This window comes from Pseudomonas sp. PA15(2017) (genome assembly GCF_001945395.1).
Taxonomy (GTDB): domain Bacteria; phylum Pseudomonadota; class Gammaproteobacteria; order Pseudomonadales; family Pseudomonadaceae; genus Aquipseudomonas.
Genome location: NZ_MSXV01000036.1, coordinates 1 through 21,853, shown reverse-complemented (window position 1 = coordinate 21,853; position 21,853 = coordinate 1). Strand labels below are relative to the sequence as shown.

The 21,853-nt window shown below is 64.4% G+C and carries 25 protein-coding genes; 15 read left to right on the top strand and 10 right to left on the bottom strand.

All coding sequences use genetic code 11. From position 1 onward, the window contains the following. The first annotated feature begins 65 nt into the window (after positions 1-65). The 5 genes from BVH03_RS11620 to BVH03_RS11600 all read left to right on the top strand — a co-directional run bounded on the left by BVH03_RS11620 (position 66) and on the right by BVH03_RS11600 (position 5,595). Positions 66-983, top strand: coding sequence for a MoxR family ATPase (locus tag BVH03_RS11620; protein ID WP_075961306.1), 918 nt, complete (start codon positions 66-68; stop codon positions 981-983). Then, on the top strand, positions 980-1,936 hold the full coding sequence (locus BVH03_RS11615; RefSeq protein ID WP_075961305.1) for a DUF58 domain-containing protein: 957 nt from the start codon (positions 980-982) through the stop codon (positions 1,934-1,936). Before BVH03_RS11620 ends, BVH03_RS11615 begins: the two co-directional genes overlap by 4 nt. Further along, entirely contained in the window at positions 1,933-3,927 is a 1,995-nt protein-coding gene (locus tag BVH03_RS11610) for a DUF3488 and transglutaminase-like domain-containing protein (RefSeq protein WP_075961304.1), read from the top strand. Before BVH03_RS11615 ends, BVH03_RS11610 begins: the two co-directional genes overlap by 4 nt. A 22-nt stretch (positions 3,928-3,949) precedes the next feature. Further along, positions 3,950-4,720: a CHAD domain-containing protein gene (locus BVH03_RS11605; RefSeq protein ID WP_075961303.1), complete on the top strand. Its 771-nt coding sequence runs from the start codon at positions 3,950-3,952 to the stop codon at positions 4,718-4,720. A 77-nt stretch (positions 4,721-4,797) separates the two neighbouring features. Beyond that, positions 4,798-5,595 (top strand): acyl-CoA thioesterase II, encoded by a 798-nt coding sequence (locus BVH03_RS11600; RefSeq protein WP_075961302.1) that lies wholly within the window; start codon positions 4,798-4,800, stop codon positions 5,593-5,595. Here the strand turns inward: BVH03_RS11600 and BVH03_RS11595 are convergent. The 3 genes from BVH03_RS11595 to BVH03_RS11585 all read right to left on the bottom strand — a co-directional run bounded on the left by BVH03_RS11595 (position 5,571) and on the right by BVH03_RS11585 (position 8,396). Further along, positions 5,571-5,789: a hypothetical protein gene (locus BVH03_RS11595; protein ID WP_075961301.1), complete on the bottom strand. Its 219-nt coding sequence runs from the start codon at positions 5,787-5,789 to the stop codon at positions 5,571-5,573. The two genes, BVH03_RS11600 and BVH03_RS11595, sit on opposite strands and share 25 nt — an antisense overlap. 114 nt (positions 5,790-5,903) lie before the next feature. Next, entirely contained in the window at positions 5,904-7,388 is a 1,485-nt protein-coding gene (locus BVH03_RS11590) for a methyl-accepting chemotaxis protein (RefSeq protein ID WP_075961300.1), read from the bottom strand. Between the two features lie 141 nt (positions 7,389-7,529). Then, on the bottom strand, positions 7,530-8,396 hold the full coding sequence (locus tag BVH03_RS11585) for a TatD family hydrolase (RefSeq protein ID WP_075961321.1): 867 nt from the start codon (positions 8,394-8,396) through the stop codon (positions 7,530-7,532). 203 nt (positions 8,397-8,599) lie between these two features. Here BVH03_RS11585 and BVH03_RS11580 point away from each other — a divergent pair, with 203 nt between their 5' ends. The 3 genes from BVH03_RS11580 to BVH03_RS11570 all read left to right on the top strand — a co-directional run bounded on the left by BVH03_RS11580 (position 8,600) and on the right by BVH03_RS11570 (position 11,060). Continuing rightward, positions 8,600-10,009, top strand: a complete 1,410-nt coding sequence (locus tag BVH03_RS11580) for a transglycosylase SLT domain-containing protein (RefSeq protein ID WP_075961320.1) — start codon at positions 8,600-8,602, stop codon at positions 10,007-10,009. Between the two features lie 100 nt (positions 10,010-10,109). Next, entirely contained in the window at positions 10,110-10,544 is a 435-nt protein-coding gene (locus tag BVH03_RS11575) for a DoxX family protein (protein WP_075961299.1), read from the top strand. 216 nt (positions 10,545-10,760) lie between these two features. Next, a complete protein-coding gene (locus BVH03_RS11570) occupies positions 10,761-11,060 on the top strand; it encodes a hypothetical protein (RefSeq protein ID WP_075961298.1) in 300 nt (99 codons plus the stop codon). Between the two features lie 7 nt (positions 11,061-11,067). On the opposite strand, the gene greB is transcribed toward BVH03_RS11570, so the two are convergent. From greB to BVH03_RS11555, 3 genes are read right to left on the bottom strand one after another with little or no spacing between them, the layout of a single operon-like run. Next, complete coding sequence (gene greB, locus BVH03_RS11565) at positions 11,068-11,565, bottom strand: transcription elongation factor GreB (RefSeq protein WP_075961297.1); 498 nt, start codon at positions 11,563-11,565, stop codon at positions 11,068-11,070. A gap of 33 nt (positions 11,566-11,598) precedes the next feature. Beyond that, a complete protein-coding gene (locus BVH03_RS11560; RefSeq protein ID WP_075961296.1) occupies positions 11,599-14,103 on the bottom strand; it encodes an ABC transporter permease in 2,505 nt (834 codons plus the stop codon). Beyond that, positions 14,103-14,786 carry an ABC transporter ATP-binding protein gene (locus tag BVH03_RS11555; RefSeq protein WP_075961295.1) on the bottom strand — a complete coding sequence of 228 codons (684 nt, stop codon included), beginning with the start codon at positions 14,784-14,786 and terminating at the stop codon, positions 14,103-14,105. The genes BVH03_RS11560 and BVH03_RS11555 overlap by 1 nt, the downstream gene beginning before the upstream one ends. A 10-nt stretch (positions 14,787-14,796) precedes the next feature. Between BVH03_RS11555 and BVH03_RS11550 the strand changes: the two genes are divergently transcribed. Genes BVH03_RS11550 through BVH03_RS11540 form a run of 3 tightly spaced genes read left to right on the top strand, consistent with a single transcriptional unit; the run spans position 14,797 to position 16,747 of the window. Continuing rightward, a complete protein-coding gene (locus BVH03_RS11550) occupies positions 14,797-15,402 on the top strand; it encodes an arylesterase (protein WP_075961294.1) in 606 nt (201 codons plus the stop codon). Positions 15,403-15,460: 58 nt separating this feature from the next. Further along, positions 15,461-15,742 (top strand): hypothetical protein, encoded by a 282-nt coding sequence (locus BVH03_RS11545; protein WP_013791648.1) that lies wholly within the window; start codon positions 15,461-15,463, stop codon positions 15,740-15,742. 57 nt (positions 15,743-15,799) lie between these two features. Next, positions 15,800-16,747: a L,D-transpeptidase family protein gene (locus BVH03_RS11540; protein ID WP_075961293.1), complete on the top strand. Its 948-nt coding sequence runs from the start codon at positions 15,800-15,802 to the stop codon at positions 16,745-16,747. Between the two features lie 95 nt (positions 16,748-16,842). Here BVH03_RS11540 and BVH03_RS11535 read toward each other — a convergent pair whose 3' ends face one another. Beyond that, on the bottom strand, positions 16,843-17,094 hold the full coding sequence (locus tag BVH03_RS11535) for an Lpp/OprI family alanine-zipper lipoprotein (protein ID WP_075961292.1): 252 nt from the start codon (positions 17,092-17,094) through the stop codon (positions 16,843-16,845). Positions 17,095-17,448: 354 nt separating this feature from the next. Between BVH03_RS11535 and BVH03_RS11530 the strand changes: the two genes are divergently transcribed. After that, positions 17,449-17,730: a GNAT family N-acetyltransferase gene (locus BVH03_RS11530; protein WP_075961291.1), complete on the top strand. Its 282-nt coding sequence runs from the start codon at positions 17,449-17,451 to the stop codon at positions 17,728-17,730. 282 nt (positions 17,731-18,012) lie between these two features. Here BVH03_RS11530 and BVH03_RS11525 read toward each other — a convergent pair whose 3' ends face one another. The 3 genes from BVH03_RS11525 to BVH03_RS26850 all read right to left on the bottom strand — a co-directional run bounded on the left by BVH03_RS11525 (position 18,013) and on the right by BVH03_RS26850 (position 19,639). Next, positions 18,013-19,101, bottom strand: a complete 1,089-nt coding sequence (locus BVH03_RS11525) for a 3-deoxy-7-phosphoheptulonate synthase (RefSeq protein ID WP_075961290.1) — start codon at positions 19,099-19,101, stop codon at positions 18,013-18,015. Between the two features lie 121 nt (positions 19,102-19,222). Beyond that, positions 19,223-19,399, bottom strand: coding sequence for a hypothetical protein (locus tag BVH03_RS26855; protein ID WP_256574688.1), 177 nt, complete (start codon positions 19,397-19,399; stop codon positions 19,223-19,225). Between the two features lie 33 nt (positions 19,400-19,432). Then, entirely contained in the window at positions 19,433-19,639 is a 207-nt protein-coding gene (locus BVH03_RS26850) for a PilZ domain-containing protein (protein WP_256574687.1), read from the bottom strand. On the opposite strand from BVH03_RS26850, the gene BVH03_RS11515 reads away from it, so the two are divergent. The 3 genes from BVH03_RS11515 to cysB all read left to right on the top strand — a co-directional run bounded on the left by BVH03_RS11515 (position 19,638) and on the right by cysB (position 21,703). Continuing rightward, positions 19,638-20,024: a co-chaperone YbbN gene (locus BVH03_RS11515; protein WP_075961289.1), complete on the top strand. Its 387-nt coding sequence runs from the start codon at positions 19,638-19,640 to the stop codon at positions 20,022-20,024. The two genes, BVH03_RS26850 and BVH03_RS11515, sit on opposite strands and share 2 nt — an antisense overlap. Positions 20,025-20,124: 100 nt before the next feature. Then, a complete protein-coding gene (locus BVH03_RS11510; RefSeq protein ID WP_075961288.1) occupies positions 20,125-20,622 on the top strand; it encodes a universal stress protein in 498 nt (165 codons plus the stop codon). A gap of 106 nt (positions 20,623-20,728) precedes the next feature. Continuing rightward, entirely contained in the window at positions 20,729-21,703 is a 975-nt protein-coding gene (gene cysB / locus BVH03_RS11505) for an HTH-type transcriptional regulator CysB (RefSeq protein ID WP_075961287.1), read from the top strand. Positions 21,704-21,853 lie beyond the last annotated feature (150 nt).

Here is a 21,853-nt window from a genome sequence, read left to right as displayed (position 1 = left end):
TACGTAACGCTTTGCCCACTGCCATCAGGTCAGTAGCATCGAGCCACTTGCATGAGGAGTGGACGATGCACACGAAACTGGACGCCTGCCTGGATTCCATCAACCAGGTGCTGCTCGGCAAGGAGGCGCAGGTGCGCCTGGCGCTGACCTGCCTGCTGGCCCGCGGTCACCTGTTGATCGAGGACCTGCCCGGCATGGGCAAGACCACCCTCAGTCATGCCCTGGCCAAGGTGCTGGGGCTGAGCTTTCAGCGTATCCAGTTCACCTCCGACCTGCTGCCGGGGGACATTCTCGGCACCTCGGTATTCGACAAGGACAGTGGGCAGTTCCTGTTCCACCCCGGCCCGGTGTTTACCGAGCTGGTACTGGCGGACGAGATCAACCGCGCCACGCCGAAAAGCCAGAGCGCGTTGCTCGAAGCCATGGAGGAGGGGCAGGTGACCATCGAAGGTGCGACGCGTCCGCTGCCCGATCCGTTCTTCGTCATCGCTACCCAGAACCCGATCAGCCAAAGCGGCACCTTCGCGCTGCCCGAGTCGCAGCTCGATCGCTTTCTGATGCGTCTGTCGCTGGGCTATCCGGCTCGCGCCGCCGAGAAGGCGCTGTTGCTGGGCGAGCCCCGGCGCTCGGTGTTGCCGACCCTGGATGCGGTGCTCGACCACGCCGAGTTGGCGAAGCTGCAGGCCGAAGTGCCCAAGGTGCGCGTCAGTGATGCGCTGGTCGACTATGTACTGCGCCTGGTCGAGGCCACGCGTACCCAGCCGCAGTTCGCCTGGGGCCTGTCGCCGCGTGGCAGCCTGGCATTGCTCGCCGCAGCGCGCGCCTGGGCGCTGTTGGCCGAGCGCGATTACGTGATTCCCGAGGACGTCCAGGCGGTACTGCCGGCCGTGGCGGGGCACCGCCTGCGTGATCAGGCGGACCCGGCCGGGCATGGCGGTGGCGCCCTGGTGCAGTGGCTGCTGCGCGAAGTGCCCGCGCTTTGACGGGTGCCTTCAGGCAGCGCTGGGATCGCTGGCTGGCCCGGCGCATACCGGCGGCGGCCAGTGTGCAACTCAACCAGCGACGGATATTCATCCTGCCGAGCCGGGTGGGTGTAGCGTTCCTGTTCGCCTTGTTGGTGATGCTACTGGCGGCCATCAACTACCAGAGCAGCTTGGCCTACGGGCTGACCTTACTGCTCGGTTCGGTGTTCGTGGTGACCATCCTGCATACCTACCGCAACCTGGCCGGGTTGGTGCTGCATGCCGGTGGCGCTGGCGCGGTATTCGCCGGCGAAGCGGCGCGCCTGCGGGTGCGCCTGGAAAGCCGCAGCCGCGCCCATGAGGCCGTCGCCCTGGGTTGGCCGCCTGCCGACCTGCAGCAGCAGGATGTGCCACCGCGAGGCTCGGTCGAGTGCGAGCTGGGTCTGCAAACCCTGAGGCGTGGTTGGCTGCAGCCCGGGCGCTTGCGGGTGGAAAGCCGCTTCCCCCTGGGCCTGCTGGTCGCCTGGAGCCATGTCGATCTGGACCAGGCGGTGCTGGTGTACCCGCGGCCACTGGAGGGCGAGCTGCCGCTGGCGCCCGGCGGTAGCGCGGACGACGAGCAGGAAGGGTTGGTCAGCCGGGGGCAGGGCAGTGATGACTTCCAGGGCCTGCGTACCTATCAGCCAGGCGATTCGCGCCGGCGTCTGCACTGGAAGGCCTATTCGCGGGGCCAGGGGCTGCTGGTCAAGGATTTTGCCGCCCAGACGGGCCGTGACCTGTTGCTGGATTTCGACGCGCTCAGCGGCGACCTGGAAAGCCGACTATCGCTGCTCTGCCATTGGGTGCTGGTGCTCTCCGAGCGTCAACAGCCGTTCGCCTTGCAGCTGCCGAGCGAGTCACTCCCGGTCGCCATCGGTGAACGGCACCGCGAGCAGTGCCTGCGAGCGCTGGCGTTGTATGGAGGCCGCCCATGAGCAGCGTCGCCGGCATCCCGCGTATCAGCCTGACCTGGCTGTTGGTGGCCCAGGCGCTGGTCATCCTGCCCCATGCCTTTCACCTGCCGATGTGGGTGATCGGCCTGTGGCTGGGCTGCGCGGCGTGGCGTATTCAGATTTTCCGCATGCGCGCCGGCTATCCCAGCCTGGTCGTGCGTATCGGCCTGATCGTCCTGGCGGCGGCTGGGGTGTTTCTGTCCCGCGGCACGCTGGTCGGGCTGGATGGCGGGGTGGTACTGCTGGTGGCGGCGTTCACCCTCAAGTTGCTGGAAATGCGTACCCGCCGCGATGCATTGGTGGTGATCTTTCTCGGCTTCTTCGTGGTGGTGACCGCGTACCTGTTCGATGACAGCATCCTCGTCGCGCTGTTCAGCCTGCTGCCGGTCTGCGCCTTGCTGGCTGCACTGATCGGTTTGCAGCAAAGCGGCACGGCAACCCGGCCCTGGCGCACCCTGCGCCTGTCGGCCAGCCTGCTGCTGCAGGCATTGCCACTGATGTTGTTGCTGTTCCTGTTCTTTCCGCGGCTGGGGCCGCTGTGGTCGCTACCGGTGCCCAACGAGCGCGGTGCGGTCACCGGGTTGGCCGACAGCATGGCGCCCGGTGACATCGCCGAGCTGACGCGCTCCGGGGAGCTGGCCTTTCGCGCCAGCTTCGAGGGCCGGGTGCCGGCGCGCAGCGAGCTGTACTGGCGCGCGCTGACGCTCGACCAGTTCGACGGCCGGCGCTGGTCGCAATCGCCGGGTGAGCAGTTCTCGCCAGCGCCGCAATGGCAACCCCGTGGTGAAGCGCTGCGCTACAGCGTGGTGATGCAGCCGACCACCCGACCCTGGTTGTTCGCCCTCGACGTGGCCCAGACCGAGCTGCAAGGCACGCGGCAGATGGGGGATTTCCGACTGCAGCGCAACCGCCCGGTGGATCGTGCGTTGCTCTATGATGTCGCCTCCTGGCCGCAGGCACTACGGGAACCGCAACTGTCGTCGAGCAGGCGGCAGGCTCTGTTGCACCTACCCCGTGAGGGGGATGCGCGCAGTCGCGCCTGGGCCCAGGAATTGCGTCGCCAGTACCCGCAGGATGGCGAGCTGGTCGCGGCGCTGCTCGCTCATTTCAATCGCCAGCCCTACATCTATACCCTGACGCCAACCCCGCTCGGCGCCGATTCCATCGACGAATTCCTGTTCGACACCCGCAGCGGCTTTTGCGCGCACTACGCGGGCGCGATGACCTTCGTACTGCGCGCAGCGGGTATCCCCAGCCGCGTGGTGGCGGGTTACCAGGGCGGCGAACTCAGCAACAATGGCCGCTACGTGCAGGTTCGCCAGTTCGATGCACACGCCTGGATCGAGTACTGGTCGCCGGAACAGGGCTGGACGAGTGTGGACCCGACCTTCCAGGTCGCCCCCGAGCGAATCGAGCAAGGCCTGGAACAAGCCCTAGCCGGCGAACAGAGCTTTCTCGCCGACTCGCCGTTTTCGCCGTTGCGTTATCGCAACCTGACCTGGCTGAACGAGCTGCGCCTGGCCTGGGACGACCTCAACTATGGCTGGCAGCGTTGGGTACTCGGTTATCAGGGGGCGCAGCAGTTCGAGCTGTTGCAGCGCTGGTTCGGCCAGGTCGACGCCAGCAAGCTGATTCTGGCATTGGTCGGCGGCGGTGGCGTGCTGCTGGGCTTGCTGTCGCTGTGGTTGTTCAAACCCTGGCGAGTCGAGCGTGACCCCTCGTTACACCTCTTCCAGCGCTTCGAGCAGTTGCTGGCCAGGCATGGCGTAAAGCGCCTTGCAGGCGAAGGCCTACGTGCCTTCGCTCGACGCGCAGCCGAGGCGTTGCCCGAGCAGGCGGACGCCATCGGTGCCTTTTTGCAGACTTTCGAAGCGCAGCGCTATGCGGGGCAGAACATTTCGTCCAAGGCGCTGCTCCAACAGCTGAACGCGCTGCGCCGGCAGCTACCGTGGCGCTGGAGTCGATCCCCTTGAACGGTTTCCCAGGAGTTCTGCAATGAGCGGTTTTGTCGGTAAGTTGCGCAGCGAAGTACTGCGGTTGCAAGTCGCGCTTTATGCCTGCCGCGAGCGCCTTCAGGCGCAAACAGATGGTGAAGCGCTGCATGATTTGCGCGTCTGCCTGCGCAGACTGCGTAGTCTGCTCAAGCCCCTCAAGGGTGCTGCTGGCAGCGATGCCCTGCAAAAGCGTGCGGCTGAACTCGGGCGCCTGACAGGCCCGCTGCGCGATCTGGAAGTGCTGATCGAAACCTTGCACGCGCATGGCGAGCACGCTGCGGCCGACCGGCGCATGGTGCAACGCCGTAAAGGCGATGCGATGGTGCTCGCCAGTCGCGCTTTGCCAGCGCTGTTCCATGCGCTGGATGAATGGCCGCAGGAGTTGGCCGCCCAGCAGGCCAGCGGTGAACTCGATGACCTGCAGAAAAGCGTCAAACGCTACCTGCGCAAGCAGCGCAGCAAGCTGATCGCCGCGTTGGGTGATGCAGAGCATGATCGCCACCGGGTACGCCTGCGGATCAAACGAGTGCGTTACACCGCCGAGGCTTACCCACAGCTTTCACCACTGTCGGCCGCGCAATTGAAGTTGCTCAAGAAGGGCCAGGCGGTGCTCGGCGACTGGCACGACCATTCGCAGTGGCTGGCAACCGCCGAGCACGAGCCCGATCTGAAAGGCTTCATTCCGGCCTGGCGCGCGTCGATGGAGGCCGCCGAGCGTTCGGCGCAGGCAATCCAGTCGCGTTTGCTGGCAGCGCTCGAGCCCCAACAATGACCGATCTGTCGTCTGCGCCGGGCTCGCCGTAGCGTGGCGCGTCTCTTACCATCCATACGATGACAGGAGAGGTGACTATGAATTTCTTCGAGCTACTTGAGCAGGTGCAGCGCACACCCGAGGCGCTGTCGATTCCCGCCGACTGGGGCCAGGGCCGTGCCACGTTTGGCGGCGTCGTGGCGGCGCTGGTCTATGCCGTGATGCGCAGCAAGGTGCCCGCCGATCGCCCACCACGATCCCTGGCAATCAGCTTCGTCGCCCCGGTCCCTCCTGGCGTGGCCACCTGTTTCGAGGCCGACGTGCTGCGCGCCGGCTCATCGGTCAGCCAGGTGCTGGGGCGTGCCGTGCAGAACGGCCAGGTAGTGGCGTTGATACAGGGCAGCTTCGGCACGCCGCGCCGCTCTTCGATCAGCGTGCAGGCACTATCGGCGCCAGTGATCAAGGCGCCTGAGCAAAGCCAGGAGTTGCCTTACATTCCGCAGGTCACGCCGGAGTTCACTCGCCACCTGGCGCTGCGCTGGGGGTTGGGCGGCCTGCCGTTCAGTGGCAGTCAGTCCCGGGAAATGGGCGGTTGGGTGCGGTTTCGCGAGCAGCAGCGCATCGAACCACTCGACGAGGCGCACCTGCTCGGGCTGGTCGATGCGTGGCCGCCGGCGGTGTTGTCGCTGCTCGACAAGCCGGCGCCCGGCAGCTCACTGACCTGGACCATCGAATTCATTCAGCCACTGCGCCATCTCACCTCTGACGGGTGGTGCCTGTATCGCGCCGAAATCGAGCATGCCCGCGAAGGCTACGGGCATGTGGCGGCGGGGCTGTGGAGTGCAGAGGGCGAGCTGCTGGCCATCAGCCGTCAGACGGTAACCGTCTTCGACTGAGCGCCACCCAGCAGCGCCTGGCGTGCCAGACCGTAGGCGGCCATGGCGCCCAGGCCGGACAGCACCAGCGAAAGCGCACCTGTGCCGCTGCCCGCCAGCACCAGTGACACCAGCAACAGCGGCAGGGCGATGGCCAGCATCGGCGTATCCAGCGATTCGGTTTGACGGGCGAGGGTAGCGGTATGCGTGCTCATGGACGGTCTCCTGCATCAGATGGGACCAGTCTATGGCCCGCGGCGCGGGGCCGCGAATTGATCCGTCCTATACGGCAGATAGGCTTTCTACTATCTGCCGCAATGGGCCAGCCGTCAGGGTTTGAGCTGGCGTATGGCGCGTGACAGCTCACCCGCCAGATCGGCCAGCTGGCTGCTGGTGGTGGCGGACTCCAGGGTCTGCTGAACGGTCTGCTCGGTAACGTCGCGGATGCCGATCACCGAGCGAGTCATCTCTTCCGCCACCAGGCTCTGCTGTTCCGCTGCGACGGCGATTTGCGTGTTGCTCTCGCGCATCTGTGCCACCGCGCCAGTGATAGCAGCGAGCGCATCGCCGGCCTCATGGGCAGCACGCACGCAGTCGTCGGCCTTGAGTGAACTTTCCTGCATGAATTCCACGGCATCACGGGTGCCGGCCTGCAGCGTGCCGATCATGCTGGTGATCTCGTCGGTCGAGTCCTGTACGCGCTTGGCCAAGTTGCGCACCTCATCGGCCACCACCGCGAAACCACGGCCCATTTCGCCTGCCCGCGCCGCCTCGATGGCCGCGTTGAGGGCCAGCAGATTGGTCTGTTCGGCGATGCCATGGATCACGTTGACCACGCTGCTGATCTTCTGGCTGTCGGCGGCCACCTGCTCGATCATGGTGGCCGTCTGCTGCACGCCGCTGGAGAGGCCGGTAATCGAATCGACCACACGGGTGACCACGGTCTGCCCGGCGCCGGCGAGCTGGTCGGCGTTCTGCGACTGGTCGCGGGTGGTGGCCGCGTGCTCGGCGATATGGTGTACGGTGGTCGACATCTCGTTGATGGCAGTGGCGGCCTGGTCGGTTTCGCTCTGCTGGCCGAGCATGCCCTGGCGCACGTCGTTCATGCCTTGCGCCAGGCGCCCGGTGCCCTCGTCGAGCCGTGAGGCGGCCTGGATGACCGCGCCGACCACCCGCTGGTAGCCGTCCTGCATGGCATTGAAGGCGCCGGCCATCTGGCCGACCTCATCACGGCTCAGCAGGGGGGCGCGCGCTGACAGGTCGCCGCTCTTCTCGACGTGCAGCATGACGTCCTTGAGGGTGTTGAGATGGGTGAGCAGAAAGCGGATCAGCAACTGCGAGGCGGCGAGCAACGCCAACATCAGCACGGCGACGGCCAGGGCGTAGCTGCCGGCACGCTCGGCAAACACCTGGGCGAGGCTGCGGCCAACGGCAAGTATGGCGACGCGCTGGTCGGCAGCACGCTCGACGATCTGCGCGCCAAGCAGCGGATCGCTGCCGAACAGGCCGTCGTGTTCGAGCGCGACCCAGCCGCGCCCGGTACTCAGTGCTGCGTCATGGGCATCACCAGGCAGCCTGGGCGTTTCCCCGGCCTTGAAAACGATCAGGCTGGCGCTGGCGGGCAGCGCCTGGGCGGCTGGCCAGGCAGCGACCAGCTGCGCGTGCTTCTGGACCTCGGCGCGGGCCGCCTGGGCAAAGGTGTCCTGTTCCTGAAGCATGGCAAACAGCACGAGCAGCAGGGTGGTGACGAAGGCGACGGCATTCACCGCCCAAAACTTGTGTTTCAGGGAAATATCGCGAATCCAGACGGGCATGTTGTTTTGCTCTCGACATGAATGAAGTGCTGGCAAGGCGCCATTATTCTTTCATGGGCAAAATGATCATCCCTTGATATGAGTCAAAGGCAGCCGATGAATCGGCTGCCACGGCTCAGAAGCAGCGCGGTTGCATGGAGGTTAACGGCGGCGATACGACTGGCTTGAGGGCTCGCGATCATCGCTATGATCATCGGCCTGTTCGACGATGCTTGGCAGGGCGAAGAAGGCCCTGGCGCAGGCCGTCGTGTGCCGGGCTACGGATTCAGGCGACTCCTGGCGGTGCAGGGCCACTTCACGCAGCACCTCGGGCAGAAATGCCGGTTCGTTGCGGCCGCCCTTGGGCTTGGGGCGCAGGCTGCGCGGCAACAGGTAGGGCGCGTCGCTTTCCAGCATGAGACGGCCGGCGGGAATCTCCTTCACCAGGGGATGCAGGTGCGCGCCGCGGCGCTCATCGCAAATCCAGCCGGTGATGCCGATATGCAGGTCCAGGTCCAGGTAATCGAACAGGGCCCGCTGTTCGCCGGTGAAGCAGTGCACCACGGCGGCCGGCAGGCGATCACGGTAATCGCGCAGGATCTGCACGAAACGCGGGTGCGCGTCGCGTTCATGGAGAAACACCGGCATCTGCAAGTCGGCGGCCAGGCTCAGTTGCTCCTCCAGGGCCTTTTCCTGTTGCGCACGCGGCGAGAAGTCGCGGTTGAAGTCCAGGCCGCATTCGCCCACCGCCCTGACCTGCGGTTCGGCGAGCAGGGCGCGCAGGCGCTTGCTGTCGTCGCTGCTCCAGTGCTTGGCATCGTGGGGATGAACGCCGGCGGTGCTGAACAGTCGCTCGCCGCGCTCGTCCAGCTTCCGACACAGGCTCAGTGCATGGTCGCTTTCCGGCAGGCTGGTGCCGGTCAGCATCAATTGGCAGACGCCGGCGGCGAAGGCGCGTTCGAGCACTGCCGCGTGCTGATCGTCGAAGCTTGCGTGGGTCAGATTGACGCCGATGTCGATGAGTTGCATGGTGTGACCCTGTGAAACGGGAGGGCGCAGCATAGCAGAGCTTTTTGTTACCAATAAAAAGCTAACGATTACAAAAACTTGTGGTCGATTCGTAACGTAAATAAAGAGCTGACGCTGTCGGTATGGCGAGCTTGCCGCACCCCGCGATCCGCCCTTGGATCACCACCGCTGGCCATCAGCCGGTTTCCGCTATCGGAGCATCGATATTGCGCGTCCTCGTCATCATCTGTCTGCTGCTGTGGCTGCCCCTGCCGGCAATGGCCCGTATCGCCGGTCCGGTCGAGGTCACTGGCACGGCCGCGCCGCGCGACCTGCCGGGCATTCGCAAGAGCGGCGAGCTGCGCGTGCTGGTCAACCAGAGTCGTAACAGTTCGGGTGAGGTGAAGGGGCAGAGCATCGGCGTCGAGTATCAGCGTCTGCGCGCCCTGGAGCAGTACCTCAATCGCAACGCCCGCGATGGCCGCAATCTGCGTCTGAAACTGATCCCCAGGGCCAAGGACCAGTTGCTCGCTGCCCTGCAGCGCGGCGAGGGTGATCTGGTAGCGCCCGGTGAGTTGCTCGACAGCAAAGGCGGCAACGTGCTGGCCAGCGAAGCGATACGCCGTGACGTGCCGGTGGTGATCGTCGCGCGGCAGGGTAATCGGCGTTATCAGCGGCTCGAGCAATTGGCCGGGCGCAGCCTTTCGCTGCCGGCCGGCAGCGTGGCCAAGGAAGCGCTGCACGACATCAACCGCCGGCTCGAGGGTCGCAAACTGGCGCCCATCGTCGTCGAGTGGGTGGACCCGACCCTGGCCGTCGAGGACGTGCTGGAAATGGTCCAGGCCGGCATCTTCGATTTCACCGCCGTGGAGCTGCACATCGCCGAGCGCTGGGCCAAGGTGATGCCCAGGTTGCGCGTCGACCGCCATCTGGTGCTCGACGACAGCGGCGACATGCGCTGGTACATGCGCCGCGACGCACCGATGCTCAGCGCCAGCGTCGACCGCTTTCTGGAGGGCTATCGGGTGCCCGACGATCAGGATGCCGCCTTCCAGCGCGTCTACCGTCGGCTCTATAAAGTGCACTCGCCCATGGGCCGTACCGAGCGCCAGCGCCTGGAGCGCGTGCGCCCGGTGCTGCAGCGTTACGCCGAGCAACACGATTTCGACTGGCTGGCGCTGGCCGCGCTGGCATTCAAGGAGTCGACGCTCAACCCGGCGGCGCGGGGCAGCAGTGGCGCGACCGGCTTGATGCAGATTACCCCGGCGGCGGCGCGCAGCGTCGGCGTCAGCGACATCTCGCGGGTCGACAACAACGTGCAGGCCAGCGCCAAGTATCTCGCCAAGATTCGTCGCGGCTTCTTCAACAGCCCGCGGCTCAACGAGCGCGAGCGCATGGCATTCGTGCTTGCCGGTTACAACCTCGGGCCGCAGCGGGTGCAAAGCCTGCGGGCTGAGGCACGGCGACGCGGCCTCAACCCTGACCAGTGGTTCTTCCAGGTCGAGCGGGTGGCCATGGAAGAGCTGGGGATGGGCGTGGTCAGCTACGTCAATGCGGTGAACAAGTACTATCTGGCGTACGCGCGTGAGCGCTATTCCCTGGAACCTGGGCAAAAAGTGAGTATGCGCAAGTGATCGACTAAGTCGATCATGGTTAGCGGTTTTATTCGGTATTCGTATTCGATATTTAAATTAATATGGCGCCATCTCACTCACACAGCAAAGGATTCGCCCCATGAACGCATTCATCAAATCCCTGGCAAGCACCCGCGCCGGTTTCGGCCTGACCATCCTGCGCGTGTTGGTCGGCATCACCTTCATGGCCCATGGCTCGCAAAAGCTGTTCGGCTGGTTTGGCGGCTACGGCCTGGCGGGTGTCGCCCAGTGGATGGAAAGCATCGGCCTGGCGCCGGGCTACCTGATGGCGCTGATGGCCGGCAGCGCCGAGTTCTTCGGCGGTCTGGCGCTGGTCATCGGCCTGCTGGTGCGACCGGCATCGGCGGTCCTGGCGATCACCATGCTGGTGGCGATCTTCTCGGTGCACATCGGCAATGGTTTCTTCATGGCCGACAACGGCTATGAGTTCGCTCTGGCCCTGCTGGCCGCCACGCTGGCCCTGCTGATCGAAGGGGCCGGGCGGCTGTCGCTGGACAAGCGCATCGCCGGCTAAGCGCCGGATTGCCAGAAAAGCCCGCCGATGCGGGCTTTTCTGCTTGTTGACAGGCTGATCGGCAACTCTCTAGGATTGCCACTTGCGCCGATTTAGACAGCTACTTGCGGGGCGCCTAAGGGGTTCTTCATCGAATCCTGAAATTCCGCTAAAGCGCTGGTTCGGTGTGCCTCTCACCGCTGCCCAGCGGGATTTTCGAGGCGGAGACAAACACCCATGACCTGCTCCCAGGCTGCACAAATTCGTATCGTCCCCATCACCACCCGACTGGTTCGCCGCAACCCGCGTATTTTGCTGGGTGGCGTTCATCAACCAACGCTGCTGCGTTACCTGGACGGCTGGCCGGCGCGCCGCGAAGGTCAGCGTGCCTTTCTCGTGCAGTTCGCCGAGCCGGGCGAGTCGCTGCAGCGTTTCGCCGCTGACAGTTTCGACTTCGCCGTGCTGCAACGGCCGAGCGCCGAGGCACTTGGCCAGTTGACGCGTATCGCCCGGCAGGGGTTGATCATCCTGCGCTGAGCCTGGCTTAAGGGTAATCGACGGCGACGATGTACCAGTACTTGTCGCCGGTCGGCGTCTGCACCCGCACTTCGGCGTCCAGGCCCTTGCCGACGAGGGCGCGGGCCAGGGGCGAGTCGATGCTGATCAGGTTCAGCTTGAGGTCGAGTTCATCGGGGCCGACGATGCGGTAGCGCGCCTCGACGCCATCTTCGTCTTCGACGCTGACCCAGGCGCCGAAATAGACCTTGTCCGGATCGCTCGGGCGGGTATCGACGACTTTCAGCTTCTCCAGGCGCTTGGTCAGAAAGCGCACGCGGCTGTCGATCTCGCGCAGCATTTTCTTGCCGTACGTGTACTCCGCGTTCTCCGAGCGGTCGCCCTGGGCTGCCGCCTCGCTGACCGAGCGGGTCACCTCGGGCCTGCGCACGTGCCAGAGCTCATGCAGTTCGGCGCGCAGGCGCGCCTCGCCTTGCGGGGTGATCAGGGGCGTTCCCGCAGCGCGGGGAGGGCGGTATCGGCTCATGCTGGGCTCGGTCTGGGGCGGATGCGCAGTCTATCAACCCTCGCGCAGAACGGTGAGCGGGCTGGCGTTGAGCGCGCGCCGCGTGCCGAGCACGCCGGCGATGCCGACCAGCAGCGCGCCGATCAGCGGCAGCACCAGCAGCCACGGATGGGGTTGCCAGGTCATCTGGAAGGCATAACGGTAGATCAGGAAACTGACCAGCTCGCAGCCCAGGGCCGCCAGCAAGCCGCTGGCGGCGCCGAGCAGGCCGAACTCGGCACGCCGAGCCTGTACCAGCAACTTGCGCTCGGCGCCCAGGGCACGCAGCAGCGCGCCCTGGTGGATGCGTTCGTCCAGCGTCGACTGCAACCCGGCGAACAACACTGCGAGGCCCGCAGCCAGCACGAACAACAGCACGAACTCGATGGCGATGGTGACCTGGGCCAGGATGCTGCGCAGCTGGTTGAGCAGCGCCTCGACCTGCAGCAGCGATACCGAAGGGAAGGCGCGGGACAGCTCCACCAGCTGCTGCTCGTGCTGCGGCGGCAGGTAGAAGCTGGTCAGGTAGGTCACCGGCAAATCCTTGAGGGTGCCCGGCTCGAAGATCATGAAGAAGTTGGGCTGGAAGTTGTTCCAGTCCACTTCGCGCAGGTTGGTCACCACGGCATCGCGATCCACGCCGCCGACACTGAAGGTCAGGCGGTCGCCGAGTTTGATGTGCAGGCTCTGCGCGAGTTCGTCCTCGATGGATACGCCGGGCAGTTCCCGTTGTTCGCCCGCTTTCCACCACTGGCCGGCGGTGAGGGTGTTGCCGTCGGGCAGGTCGGCGCTCCAGGTCAGGCTCAGGTCGCGGCGCACTGCGCGCTCGCCCCGTGAGTCCTCGGTGACGTACTGGCGAACCGGCTCGCCGTTGACCTGGGTCAGGCGGCCCGGCACCACGGGGTACAGCGGCGCAGGGTGCGGGGAAAGCTGTGCCAGCCGCTCGGCGAAAGCGTCGTGCTCGGCGGGCAGGATGTTGAGGGCGAAATGATTGGGTGCGTCGGCCGGCAGCTGCTCTTGCCAGTTGTCCAGCAACTCGCCGCGCAGCAGAGCGATCAGCGCCATGGCCAGGAGAATCAGGCCGAACGCCAGGGATTGCCCCGCCGCGGCGAGTGGCCGGCGCAATAGCTGACCCAGGCCCAGCCGCCACGGCAATGCGGCTCGTGCCAACAGACGACGCAGGCTTTGCAGGCCTAGCAACAACAGGCCGCCCAGCAACAGGGCGGTGACCAGCCCGCCGCCGAGCAACGCCAGGGTCAGCGGCAGGTCCAGGCTCAGGCGCCACATGATCAGCCCCAGGGCGAGCAGGGCCGTACCGTAGACCAGCCAGGAGCTGGCCGGTACCGGCAGCATGTCACGGCGCAGCACGCGTAGCGGTGGTACGCGGCCCAATGCCGCCAGTGGCGGCAAAGCGAAGCCGGCCAGGGCCACTAACCCGGTGGCGATGCCGGCCAGCGCGGGCCAGATACCGCCCGGGGGTATCTGTGTGGGCAGCAGGCCCTGCAGCAGGTGGAACAGGGTCTGCTGGGCAAGCCAGCCGAGCAGTGTGCCGGCGAGGCTGGCGAGCAAACCGAGCATCGCCAGTTGCAGGCCGAACAAGCCCAGCGCCTGCCGGCGTGACAGGCCCAGGCAGCGCAACAGCGCGCTGGCGTCGAAACGGCGGCTGGCAAAGCGCGCGGCCGAGAGTGCTACGGCCACGCCGGCCAACAGCACGGCGGCGAGGCTGGCGAGATTGAGGTAGCGCTCGGCCCGATCCAGCGCGCCGCCGACGCGGCGACTGCCATCACGGGCGTCATCGAAGCGCTGGTGGGCCGCCAGGCCGGGCTCCATGGCCTGCCGATAGCTGGCCAGGGCATCGCTCGGGCCGTTCCATTGCTCGATGTAGCGTACCCGGCTGCCCGGCTGTACCACGCGGGTGGCCGGCAGGTCGTCGAGGTGCATCAGCACATGGGGCGTCAGGCTGTAGAAGTCGCCGGCCTCATCCGGCAGGTAGGTCAGCACCCGGGTGAGGCGCAGTTGCTTGGCGCCGACTTCGATTTCGTCGCCGGTTTTCAAATCCAGGGCAACCAGCAGGCGCGACTCTGCCCACACCTCGCCGGGCCCAGGCCCGGGGCTGACGATTTCTTCGGCGTAGGGTGCAGCAGCGCTCTTGAGCTGGCCGCGCAACGGGTAGCCTGGGCCGGCCGCCTTGACGCTGGCCAGCTGGATGCCAGCGTCGCTGGCAATCACGCTGGAGAACTCGACGACCTGGGCATGCTCCAGCCCGCGTTGCGTACCTGCCTCGATCTGTTCGGGTTCGGCCGGGGCGCTGCCGCGGAGAATCAGATCGGCACCGAGAAACTCGGTGGCACGCAAACTCATGCCTTCGTTCAGCCGGGCACCGAAATAGCCGATGGCAGTGCTGGAGGCCACGGCGATCAGCAGGGCGAAGAACAGCACGCGCAGCTCACCCGAGCGCGCATCGCGCAGCAGCTGGCGGCCTGCCAATGACAGCAGGGCCGAGAAGGACAGGGCGCGCATCAGGCGCTCACCGCTGCCACCAGGTGGCCGGCCTCCAGGCGGATTATGCGTTGGCAGCGCGCGGCAAGGCGCTCGTCATGGGTGACCAGCACCAGGGTGGCGCCGCGCTCCTGATTGAGCTCGAACAACAGGTCGCTGATGCGCTCGCCGGTGTGGGTGTCCAGGTTGCCGGTCGGCTCATCGGCGAACAGCACGTCGGGCTCGGCCGCAAACGCCCGTGCGATGGCGACGCGCTGCTGTTCGCCGCCGGAGAGCTGGCGTGGGGTGTGGGTCAGGCGTGCGTCCAGGCCGACCCGCTCGAGCAGCTCGGTGGCGCGCTGGCGGGCATCGCTGCGGCCTTCGAGCTCCAGGGGCAGCATGACGTTTTCCAGGGCATTGAGGCTGTCGAGCAGCTGAAACGACTGGAACACGAACCCGACGTGCTCGGCGCGCACCCGGGCGCGGGCATCTTCATCCAGGCTGCCCAGGTCGTTGCCCGCCAGCACGATGCGCCCGGTGCTCGGCAGGTCGAGGCCGGCCAGCAGGCCGAGCAGGGTGGATTTGCCGGAGCCCGAGCTGCCGACGATGGCCAGGCTGCCGCCTTTTTCCAGCTCAAGGGACAGGTCATGGAGGATGGTCAACTCGCCTTCCGCGCTGGAGACCACTTTGTTAAGGTTCCGCGCAGACAGAATGCTTGAGCTCATGAGGAATCCGATGCGTGCGATAGTGATGGGGGCCATTCTGGGCCTGCTGCTGATGGGGCAGGTGGCGCAGGCGGGGACCGTGCTGGTCGTCGGCGATAGTATCAGCGCCGCTTTTGGCATGGATACCCAGCAAGGCTGGGTTCGCCTGCTCGACGAGCGTATGCGCAACGAGGGTTTCGAGCACCAGGTGGTGAACGCTTCGATCAGCGGCGACACCAGTGCCAGCGGGGCGGCGCGGCTGCCGGCGCTGCTCGCCGAGCACCAGCCGCAACTGGTGATCGTCGAGCTCGGTGGCAACGACGGCCTGCGCGGTTTGCCGCCGGGCCAATTGCAACAGAATCTTGCATCGATGATCGATGCCTCACGAGGCGCTGGTGCCAAGGTGCTGCTATTGGGCATGCGCATCCCGCCCAATTACGGCGAGCGCTACACCACGGCTTTCGCCAAGGTGTTCGATGACGTGGCCGCGGAGAAGAATGTGCCGCTGGTGCCCTTTCTTCTCGAGGGCGTGGGTGGCGTTACCAATCTGATGCAGGATGACGGCGTGCATCCCGCCGTGGCGGCCCAGCCGATGCTGCTGGAGAATGTCTGGCCGACCCTCAAACCATTGCTGTAACGGGCTTTTCCGCTGACGGTGTTTCGGCTAATGTGGCGCCCCCGCTCTGGAGCCCCCAATGTTGCGACCCGTCTGGTCCTTGTATGCCTATCAACTGATCGAGCCGGACGAGCAGCTGGATCTGTTCGCCTGCCGTGAGGTGAAGGTGCATCTGGTCGCTCGTCAGTTGGAGCTCGGCGGCTATGCCGATCGTACCCTGTGCGGTGGTCTGTTGCCCGCACAGCCGCTGTGGCGCGACCTGGAGCGACCCATGTTGCAGGACCGTCGCCTGTGTCGCGCCTGCCTTGCGACGCTCGAGGCTCAGCGCCGTGGTGATCGGCCCGCGTGGCCGGGGCGCTGAGGGGCGCCACGGTATACAATCAACCCCATCATCATCTCCACCTCGAAGGTTTTCTGCATGTCGCCGCGCGTTTCAGCTCTTGCCCGCTGTCTGTCGTTGGGTGCTGTCTGTCTGGCAGGCTCCGCTGCCGCACTGGAGTTGCCGTTGCCGCCGCCCGGCGAGGACATCGTCGGCGAGGTTCAGGTCATCAAGGCGCGCTACGAGGACACCTTCGCCGATATCGGCACGGCGAACGATCTGGGCTATCTGGAAATGGTCGCCGCCAACCCGGGGGTGGATGCCTGGTTGCCGGGCGAGGGCGCCGATATCGTGCTGCCGACGCGTTTCATCCTGCCATCCGGGCCGCGTGAAGGCATCGTGATCAACCTCGCCGAGTACCGCCTGTACTACTTCCCGAAAGGCCAGAACGTCGTCCATACCTACCCGCTGGGAATCGGTCGTGAAGGCTGGAGTTCGCCGGTGACCCAGGCGCGCATCACCGCCAAGACGCCGAACCCGGGCTGGTACCCACCGCAGTCGATCCGTGACGAGCATGCGGCCGACGGCGACCCGCTGCCCAGCTACGTGCCACCAGGCCCGGACAACCCGCTGGGGCCCTACAAGATGACGCTGTCGGTGCCGGGCTACCTGATCCATGGCTCGAACAAGAAGTTCGGCATCGGCATGCGCGTGAGCCACGGGTGCTTCCGCATGCTCAACAACAACGTGCTCGAACTGGCCGACATGGTGCCGGTCGGCACGCCGGTGCGCATCATCAACGAGCCGTACAAGTTCGGTGTGAGCGGCGGCAACGTGTACCTGGAGGCGCATACGCCGCTGGGTGACGAAGACGCTCCGGCTGTCGATCATCACACCGAAGTGGTCAATGCGCTGATCCGCCGTCACGATCTCAGCGCTGACACCCTGGACTGGGACGTGGTGCGTGAGGTGGTGGCGGCCCATGACGGTCTGCCGGTGGAGATCGCCTCGCCGCGCGACAGGGTGATGCAGTCGTCCGCTCGCTGATGAACGCCAGGGTGCTCTCGTGAGCGCCCTGGCAGCTTTCAGGCAGACGTAAAAAAGCCGGCTCGAGAGCCGGCTTTTCATGGCCCGAAGGGCGATTACTTGCGGCTGGCTTTTTCCAGCATGCGCAGAGCGCGCTCGTTGGCTTCGTCAGCGGTCTGCTGAGCCTTCTGAGCGGCAGCCAGTGCTTCGTCAGCCTTGCGGTAGGCTTCGTCGGCACGAGCTTGAGAACGAGCTGCTGCGTCTTCGGTTGCAGTCAGGCGAGCTTCGGTTTCTTTGGTAACGCTGCTGCAACCGGTAGCCAGAACTGCGGCCAGAGCCAGAGCAGAGAATTTCAGAGCGTTGTTCATCGTGTTCCCCTTGGGGTCAGTTTTTTGCTTATTGAAGCCCTTTCCCAAACCCGGAAAATGGCCGGCGTACATACTACCTGTAACTTTTAGTAAGTAAACGGACAGCAGGCAAGGGTTCCGAATTTTTTCTCTGAAATTAACGTGCTAGAACCGAATAGTTGTACAGGTAGTAAGCGTGTACCGGGTTGGACGCCGTGATTTTCGCACTTGAGAATTGCCAAATGATGTCAATTGCTCGGCTAGCGGATTTTGCCTTGCCCTTTACGTTCTACAGTGGCTTTATAGCCTATTGTTACCGGATGTACGCAGGCCCTGCCGGGGATGTCGTGCCTGGCCCAATCGAGAGGAGTAGTAATGAGCGAGCCACTGTCCATTCATCATGACCTTGCCGGTCACCAGTTCGAGACCACAGTGGATGGTGATCGCGCTTATCTTTCCTACATGGATCTGGGCAAGCAGACGCTGGATATCTATCGCACCTTCGTGCCCAACTCCCTGCGCGGTCGCGGCATTGCGGCAGCGCTGACCCAGACGGCGCTGGATTACGCCGATCGAATGGGCTACACGGTGATTGCGTCCTGCTCCTACGTGGAGCGCTACATGGCGCGGACCGAAGGCGCTGCCGACCAGGACTGAGACAAACGCCGTGCAAAAAAACGCCAAGCATCTGCTCGGCGTTTTTCATGGTGGCGGTCTTAAAACCTGTTCACGATCTTCACGCGCCTGCAGCGGCAACTACAAGGCAGAAGCGGACACCGTTGCTTCACCTGTGCGGACGGGCGGGGACGCCCAGTCCATGCCCGTGATTTTTCGCGGGCATGGCCCGCTCCCACAGATAGTTACCAGTCCATCCTATGGGAACAATCGGCCGCTCCCGCCACCTAGCGGCCAAAATCGGCGAACCTGGGCCGAAAGATTTTAAGCGCGCTGACGTTTGGGCAGCACGTCCTTGAGCTTGGCATGCATGCCGCGCAGGGTTTTCTCGGTGCTTTGCCAATCGATGCAGGCGTCGGTGATCGAGACGCCGTACTTGAGCTGCGAGAGATCCTTGGGAATCGACTGGCTGCCCCAGCCCAGATGGCTTTCGACCATCAGGCCGACGATCGACTGGTTGCCTTCGAGGATCTGGTTGGCGACGTTGTCCATCACCAGCGGTTGCAATGCCGGATCCTTGTTGGAGTTGGCGTGGCTGCAGTCGACCATGATGTTCGGCTTGATCGATGCCTTCTTCAGTTCCTGTTCGCAGATGGCCACGCTGACCGAATCGTAGTTCGGCTTGCCGTTGCCACCACGCAGCACCACGTGCCCATAGGCGTTGCCCTTGGTGGTGACGATGGAAACGCCACCTTGCTGGTTGATACCGAGAAAACGGTGCGGGCTGGAAACCGATTGCAGGGCGTTGATGGCCACGGTGAGGCCGCCATCGGTGCCGTTCTTGAAACCGACGGCCGAGGAAAGGCCCGAGGCCATTTCGCGGTGGGTTTGCGACTCGGTAGTGCGCGCGCCGATCGCCGACCAGCTAATCAGGTCCTGCAGGTACTGCGGAGAGATCGGGTCCAGCGCCTCGGTGGCGGTGGGCAGGCCCATTTCCGCGAGGTCGAGCAGCAGCTTGCGGCCGATGTGCAGGCCGTCCTGGATCTTGAAGGAGTCGTCCAGGTACGGGTCGTTGATCAGGCCTTTCCAGCCGACGGTGGTGCGCGGCTTCTCGAAGTACACGCGCATGACCAGATACAGTGTGTCGGACACTTCCTCGGCGAGCACTTTCAGGCGCTCGGCGTATTCGTGAGCGGCTTTGATGTCATGGATGGAGCAGGGGCCGACCACCACGAACAGGCGGTGATCCTTGCCATCGAGAATGTCGCGTACCACCTGCCGGCCAGCCGATACGGTGCGCTGCGCGCGCTCGGTCAGCGGGATCTCGAGCTTGATCTGTTCCGGGGTGATCAGGGTTTCGTTGGAGGCGACGTTCAGGTCGTTGATCGGTAATTCAGCTGTCGTGCTTTTCATCGGGTGGGTCATCGGGTCACGGGAGCCGGCCGCCAGCGATCCCCGTGCAGCGGGCACAGCAGTATGGGCACAGCGGGGAAGCCGAACCTTAGCGCGTTAGCGCCCGCTGAGACAATGGTAATTAGAGCCCGGACAGGGGAAAGATGGCCAAGCGCTGCTCGCGCCATTCCTCGGCGATCAGTTCCAGGGGCAGTACCTGGCCCGCCTGCTGTTCGCGATGCTGGCGATAGCGCTCCAGGTTGCAGATGTCTTCGACCATGCGCGCACGCAGTTCTGGTGCGTGTTCACTGAAGGCCACGCCAAGCAGATAATGCTCCGATTGCTTCGTGCATCAGGCAACCTTGCCGGGATAGGCTACCTGTTCACCCAGCAGCGGGATGTGCAGCGTGACCGGCGTGCCCTGGAGCAGCGGTTGGCTCGACTGGCAGGCGGCGCCGCCCAGGCTGATGTTGTCGAGGCGCTGGCTGGCGCTCGGCGAGTAGCGGCGCAGCCTCAACTCCACGGGCAGATTACTGCTATGACGAAGAAAGCGACGCATGACCGACCACCTCAGTTGCCATCAGAATGATATTGCCCTGGCGAGTATAGCCATGCAATTGGAATTGACCGATTTTGATGCCGATCGGCGATTGCTCGACCTTCCCGGCGCATCGCTGGTGATCTTCACCAGCCAGGGCTGCGCGAGCTGTCGCTACGCGCGCCAGCAGCTTGCGCAGATGGAGTTGCCGGTCCAGCGCCTGGTCTGGATAGATGCCGGGGAGAATTCTGGCCTGGTACAGCGCTATGAAGTCTTTCAGTTACCAGCGCTTTTCGTGGTCTGCGATGGCGAGTTCCTTGGCGCGCTACACGCCAGGCTGTCGGCTGTCGAGCTACGTCATGCGTTGCTCGAGGCGCTTGCCAGAGCGCCTGAAGACCTGCCTTGAGCGATGGCAGCGCGAGGCTGCTGGCCTTTTGCGATAGCTTTTTGCGCGGCGCTGCTAAGCTCAAGCCAGGCCCCGCCGTGCCGGCAGTCGAGGAGGCCGTATGATCCGTTCGATTCTCTACGCCACCGACCTTGGTCTATATGCGCCCTACGTGCTGCAACACGCGCTGGCATTGACGCGCAGCTTCAAGGCGCGCCTGCACGTGGTGCACGTGGTGGAGCCCATGGGCTTGTTCGCCGAGTCCGTGTTGCAGACCTACGTCGATGAAGCCCGTCTCAAGGAACTACGCAGCACGGGCCTGGATACCGTGATGAGCAATATCGAATTGCGCGTACTCGAGGGCTTTCGTGACGAGCTCGGTGACAGTCAGGACGATCTGGAGCTGATCGGCTCGGTCAGCGTTCTGCGTGGCGATCCGCCGATTTCCATTCTCGAGCACGCCCAGAAACTCGCCGTGGATCTGCTGGTCGTAGGCAGTCATAGCCATGGCGCTGCGCTCGAGGTGCCAATGGGCCGTACCGCTGCCAGGCTGCTGCAGTTGTGCGATGTGCCGGTTTATCTGGTGCCCATGCTGCAGCATCGATCACGCCACGAATAAGCGAATCGACCCAGATAAAAAATCTATATATACCGCCTTTACCATTAATATGGTTATATAGCTGATCGACGATCAGGCGGCGGCCTATCCGCTTTGAGGGATTTATATGAAGCTTCAACAACTGCGCTACATCTGGGAAGTCGCGCACCATGACCTCAACGTTTCCGCCACGGCGCAGAGCCTGTATACCTCGCAGCCGGGGATCAGCAAGCAGATCCGCCTGCTCGAGGACGAGCTCGGCGTCGAAGTCTTCGCCCGTAGCGGCAAGCACCTGACCCGCGTCACGCCGGCAGGTGAGCGGATCATCAATACCGCTGGCGAGATCCTGCGCAAGGTCGAAAGCATCAAGCAGATCGCCCAGGAATTCTCCAACGAGAAGAAGGGCACGCTGTCCATCGCCACCACGCACACCCAGGCACGTTATGCCTTGCCGCCGGTGATCAGCAGCTTCATCAAGCAGTACCCGGAAGTCGCTTTGCACATGCATCAGGGCACGCCGACGCAGATCGCCGAAATGGCCGCCGACGGCACTGTCGACTTCGCCATCGCCACCGAAGGTCTGGAACTCTACAACGACCTGGTGATGATGCCGTGCTACCGCTGGAACCGCTGCGTGATCGTGCCCCAGGGCCATCCGCTGAGCAAACTGCCGAAACTGACCCTCGAGGCCTTGGCCGAGCACGAGATCGTCACCTACACCTTCGGTTTCACCGGTCGCTCCAAGCTCGATGAAGCGTTCAGTCACCGCGGGCTGACGCCCAAGGTAGTGTTCACCGCCGTCGATGCCGACGTGATCAAGACCTATGTGCGCCTCGGGCTGGGTGTCGGCATCGTGGCGGGCATGGCGGTCGATCCGAAGCTGGATCCGGATCTGGTGGTGCTCGACGCCAGCGAGCTGTTCGAGTCCAGCGTGACGCGCATCGGCTTCCGCCGTGGCACCTTCCTGCGCGGTTTCATGTGCGACTTCATCGAGACGTTCGCCCCACACCTGACTCGTGACGTGCTGGCCAAGGCCGTGCAGTGCCACAACAAGGTCGAACTTGAAGAGCTGTTCAAGGACGTCAAGCTGCCGTTTCATTGATCGACGCAGCCGAACGAAAAATGGCGCCTGAAGACAGACTGTGTGAAAACCTAGCAGTCCGAGGGTGAGTTGAAGACAATGCCTCTATCGGTTGATAGGGGCATTGTCGTTTATGGGTTATATCCAGGGCGAAGGTCGCGGGCAAAGCAG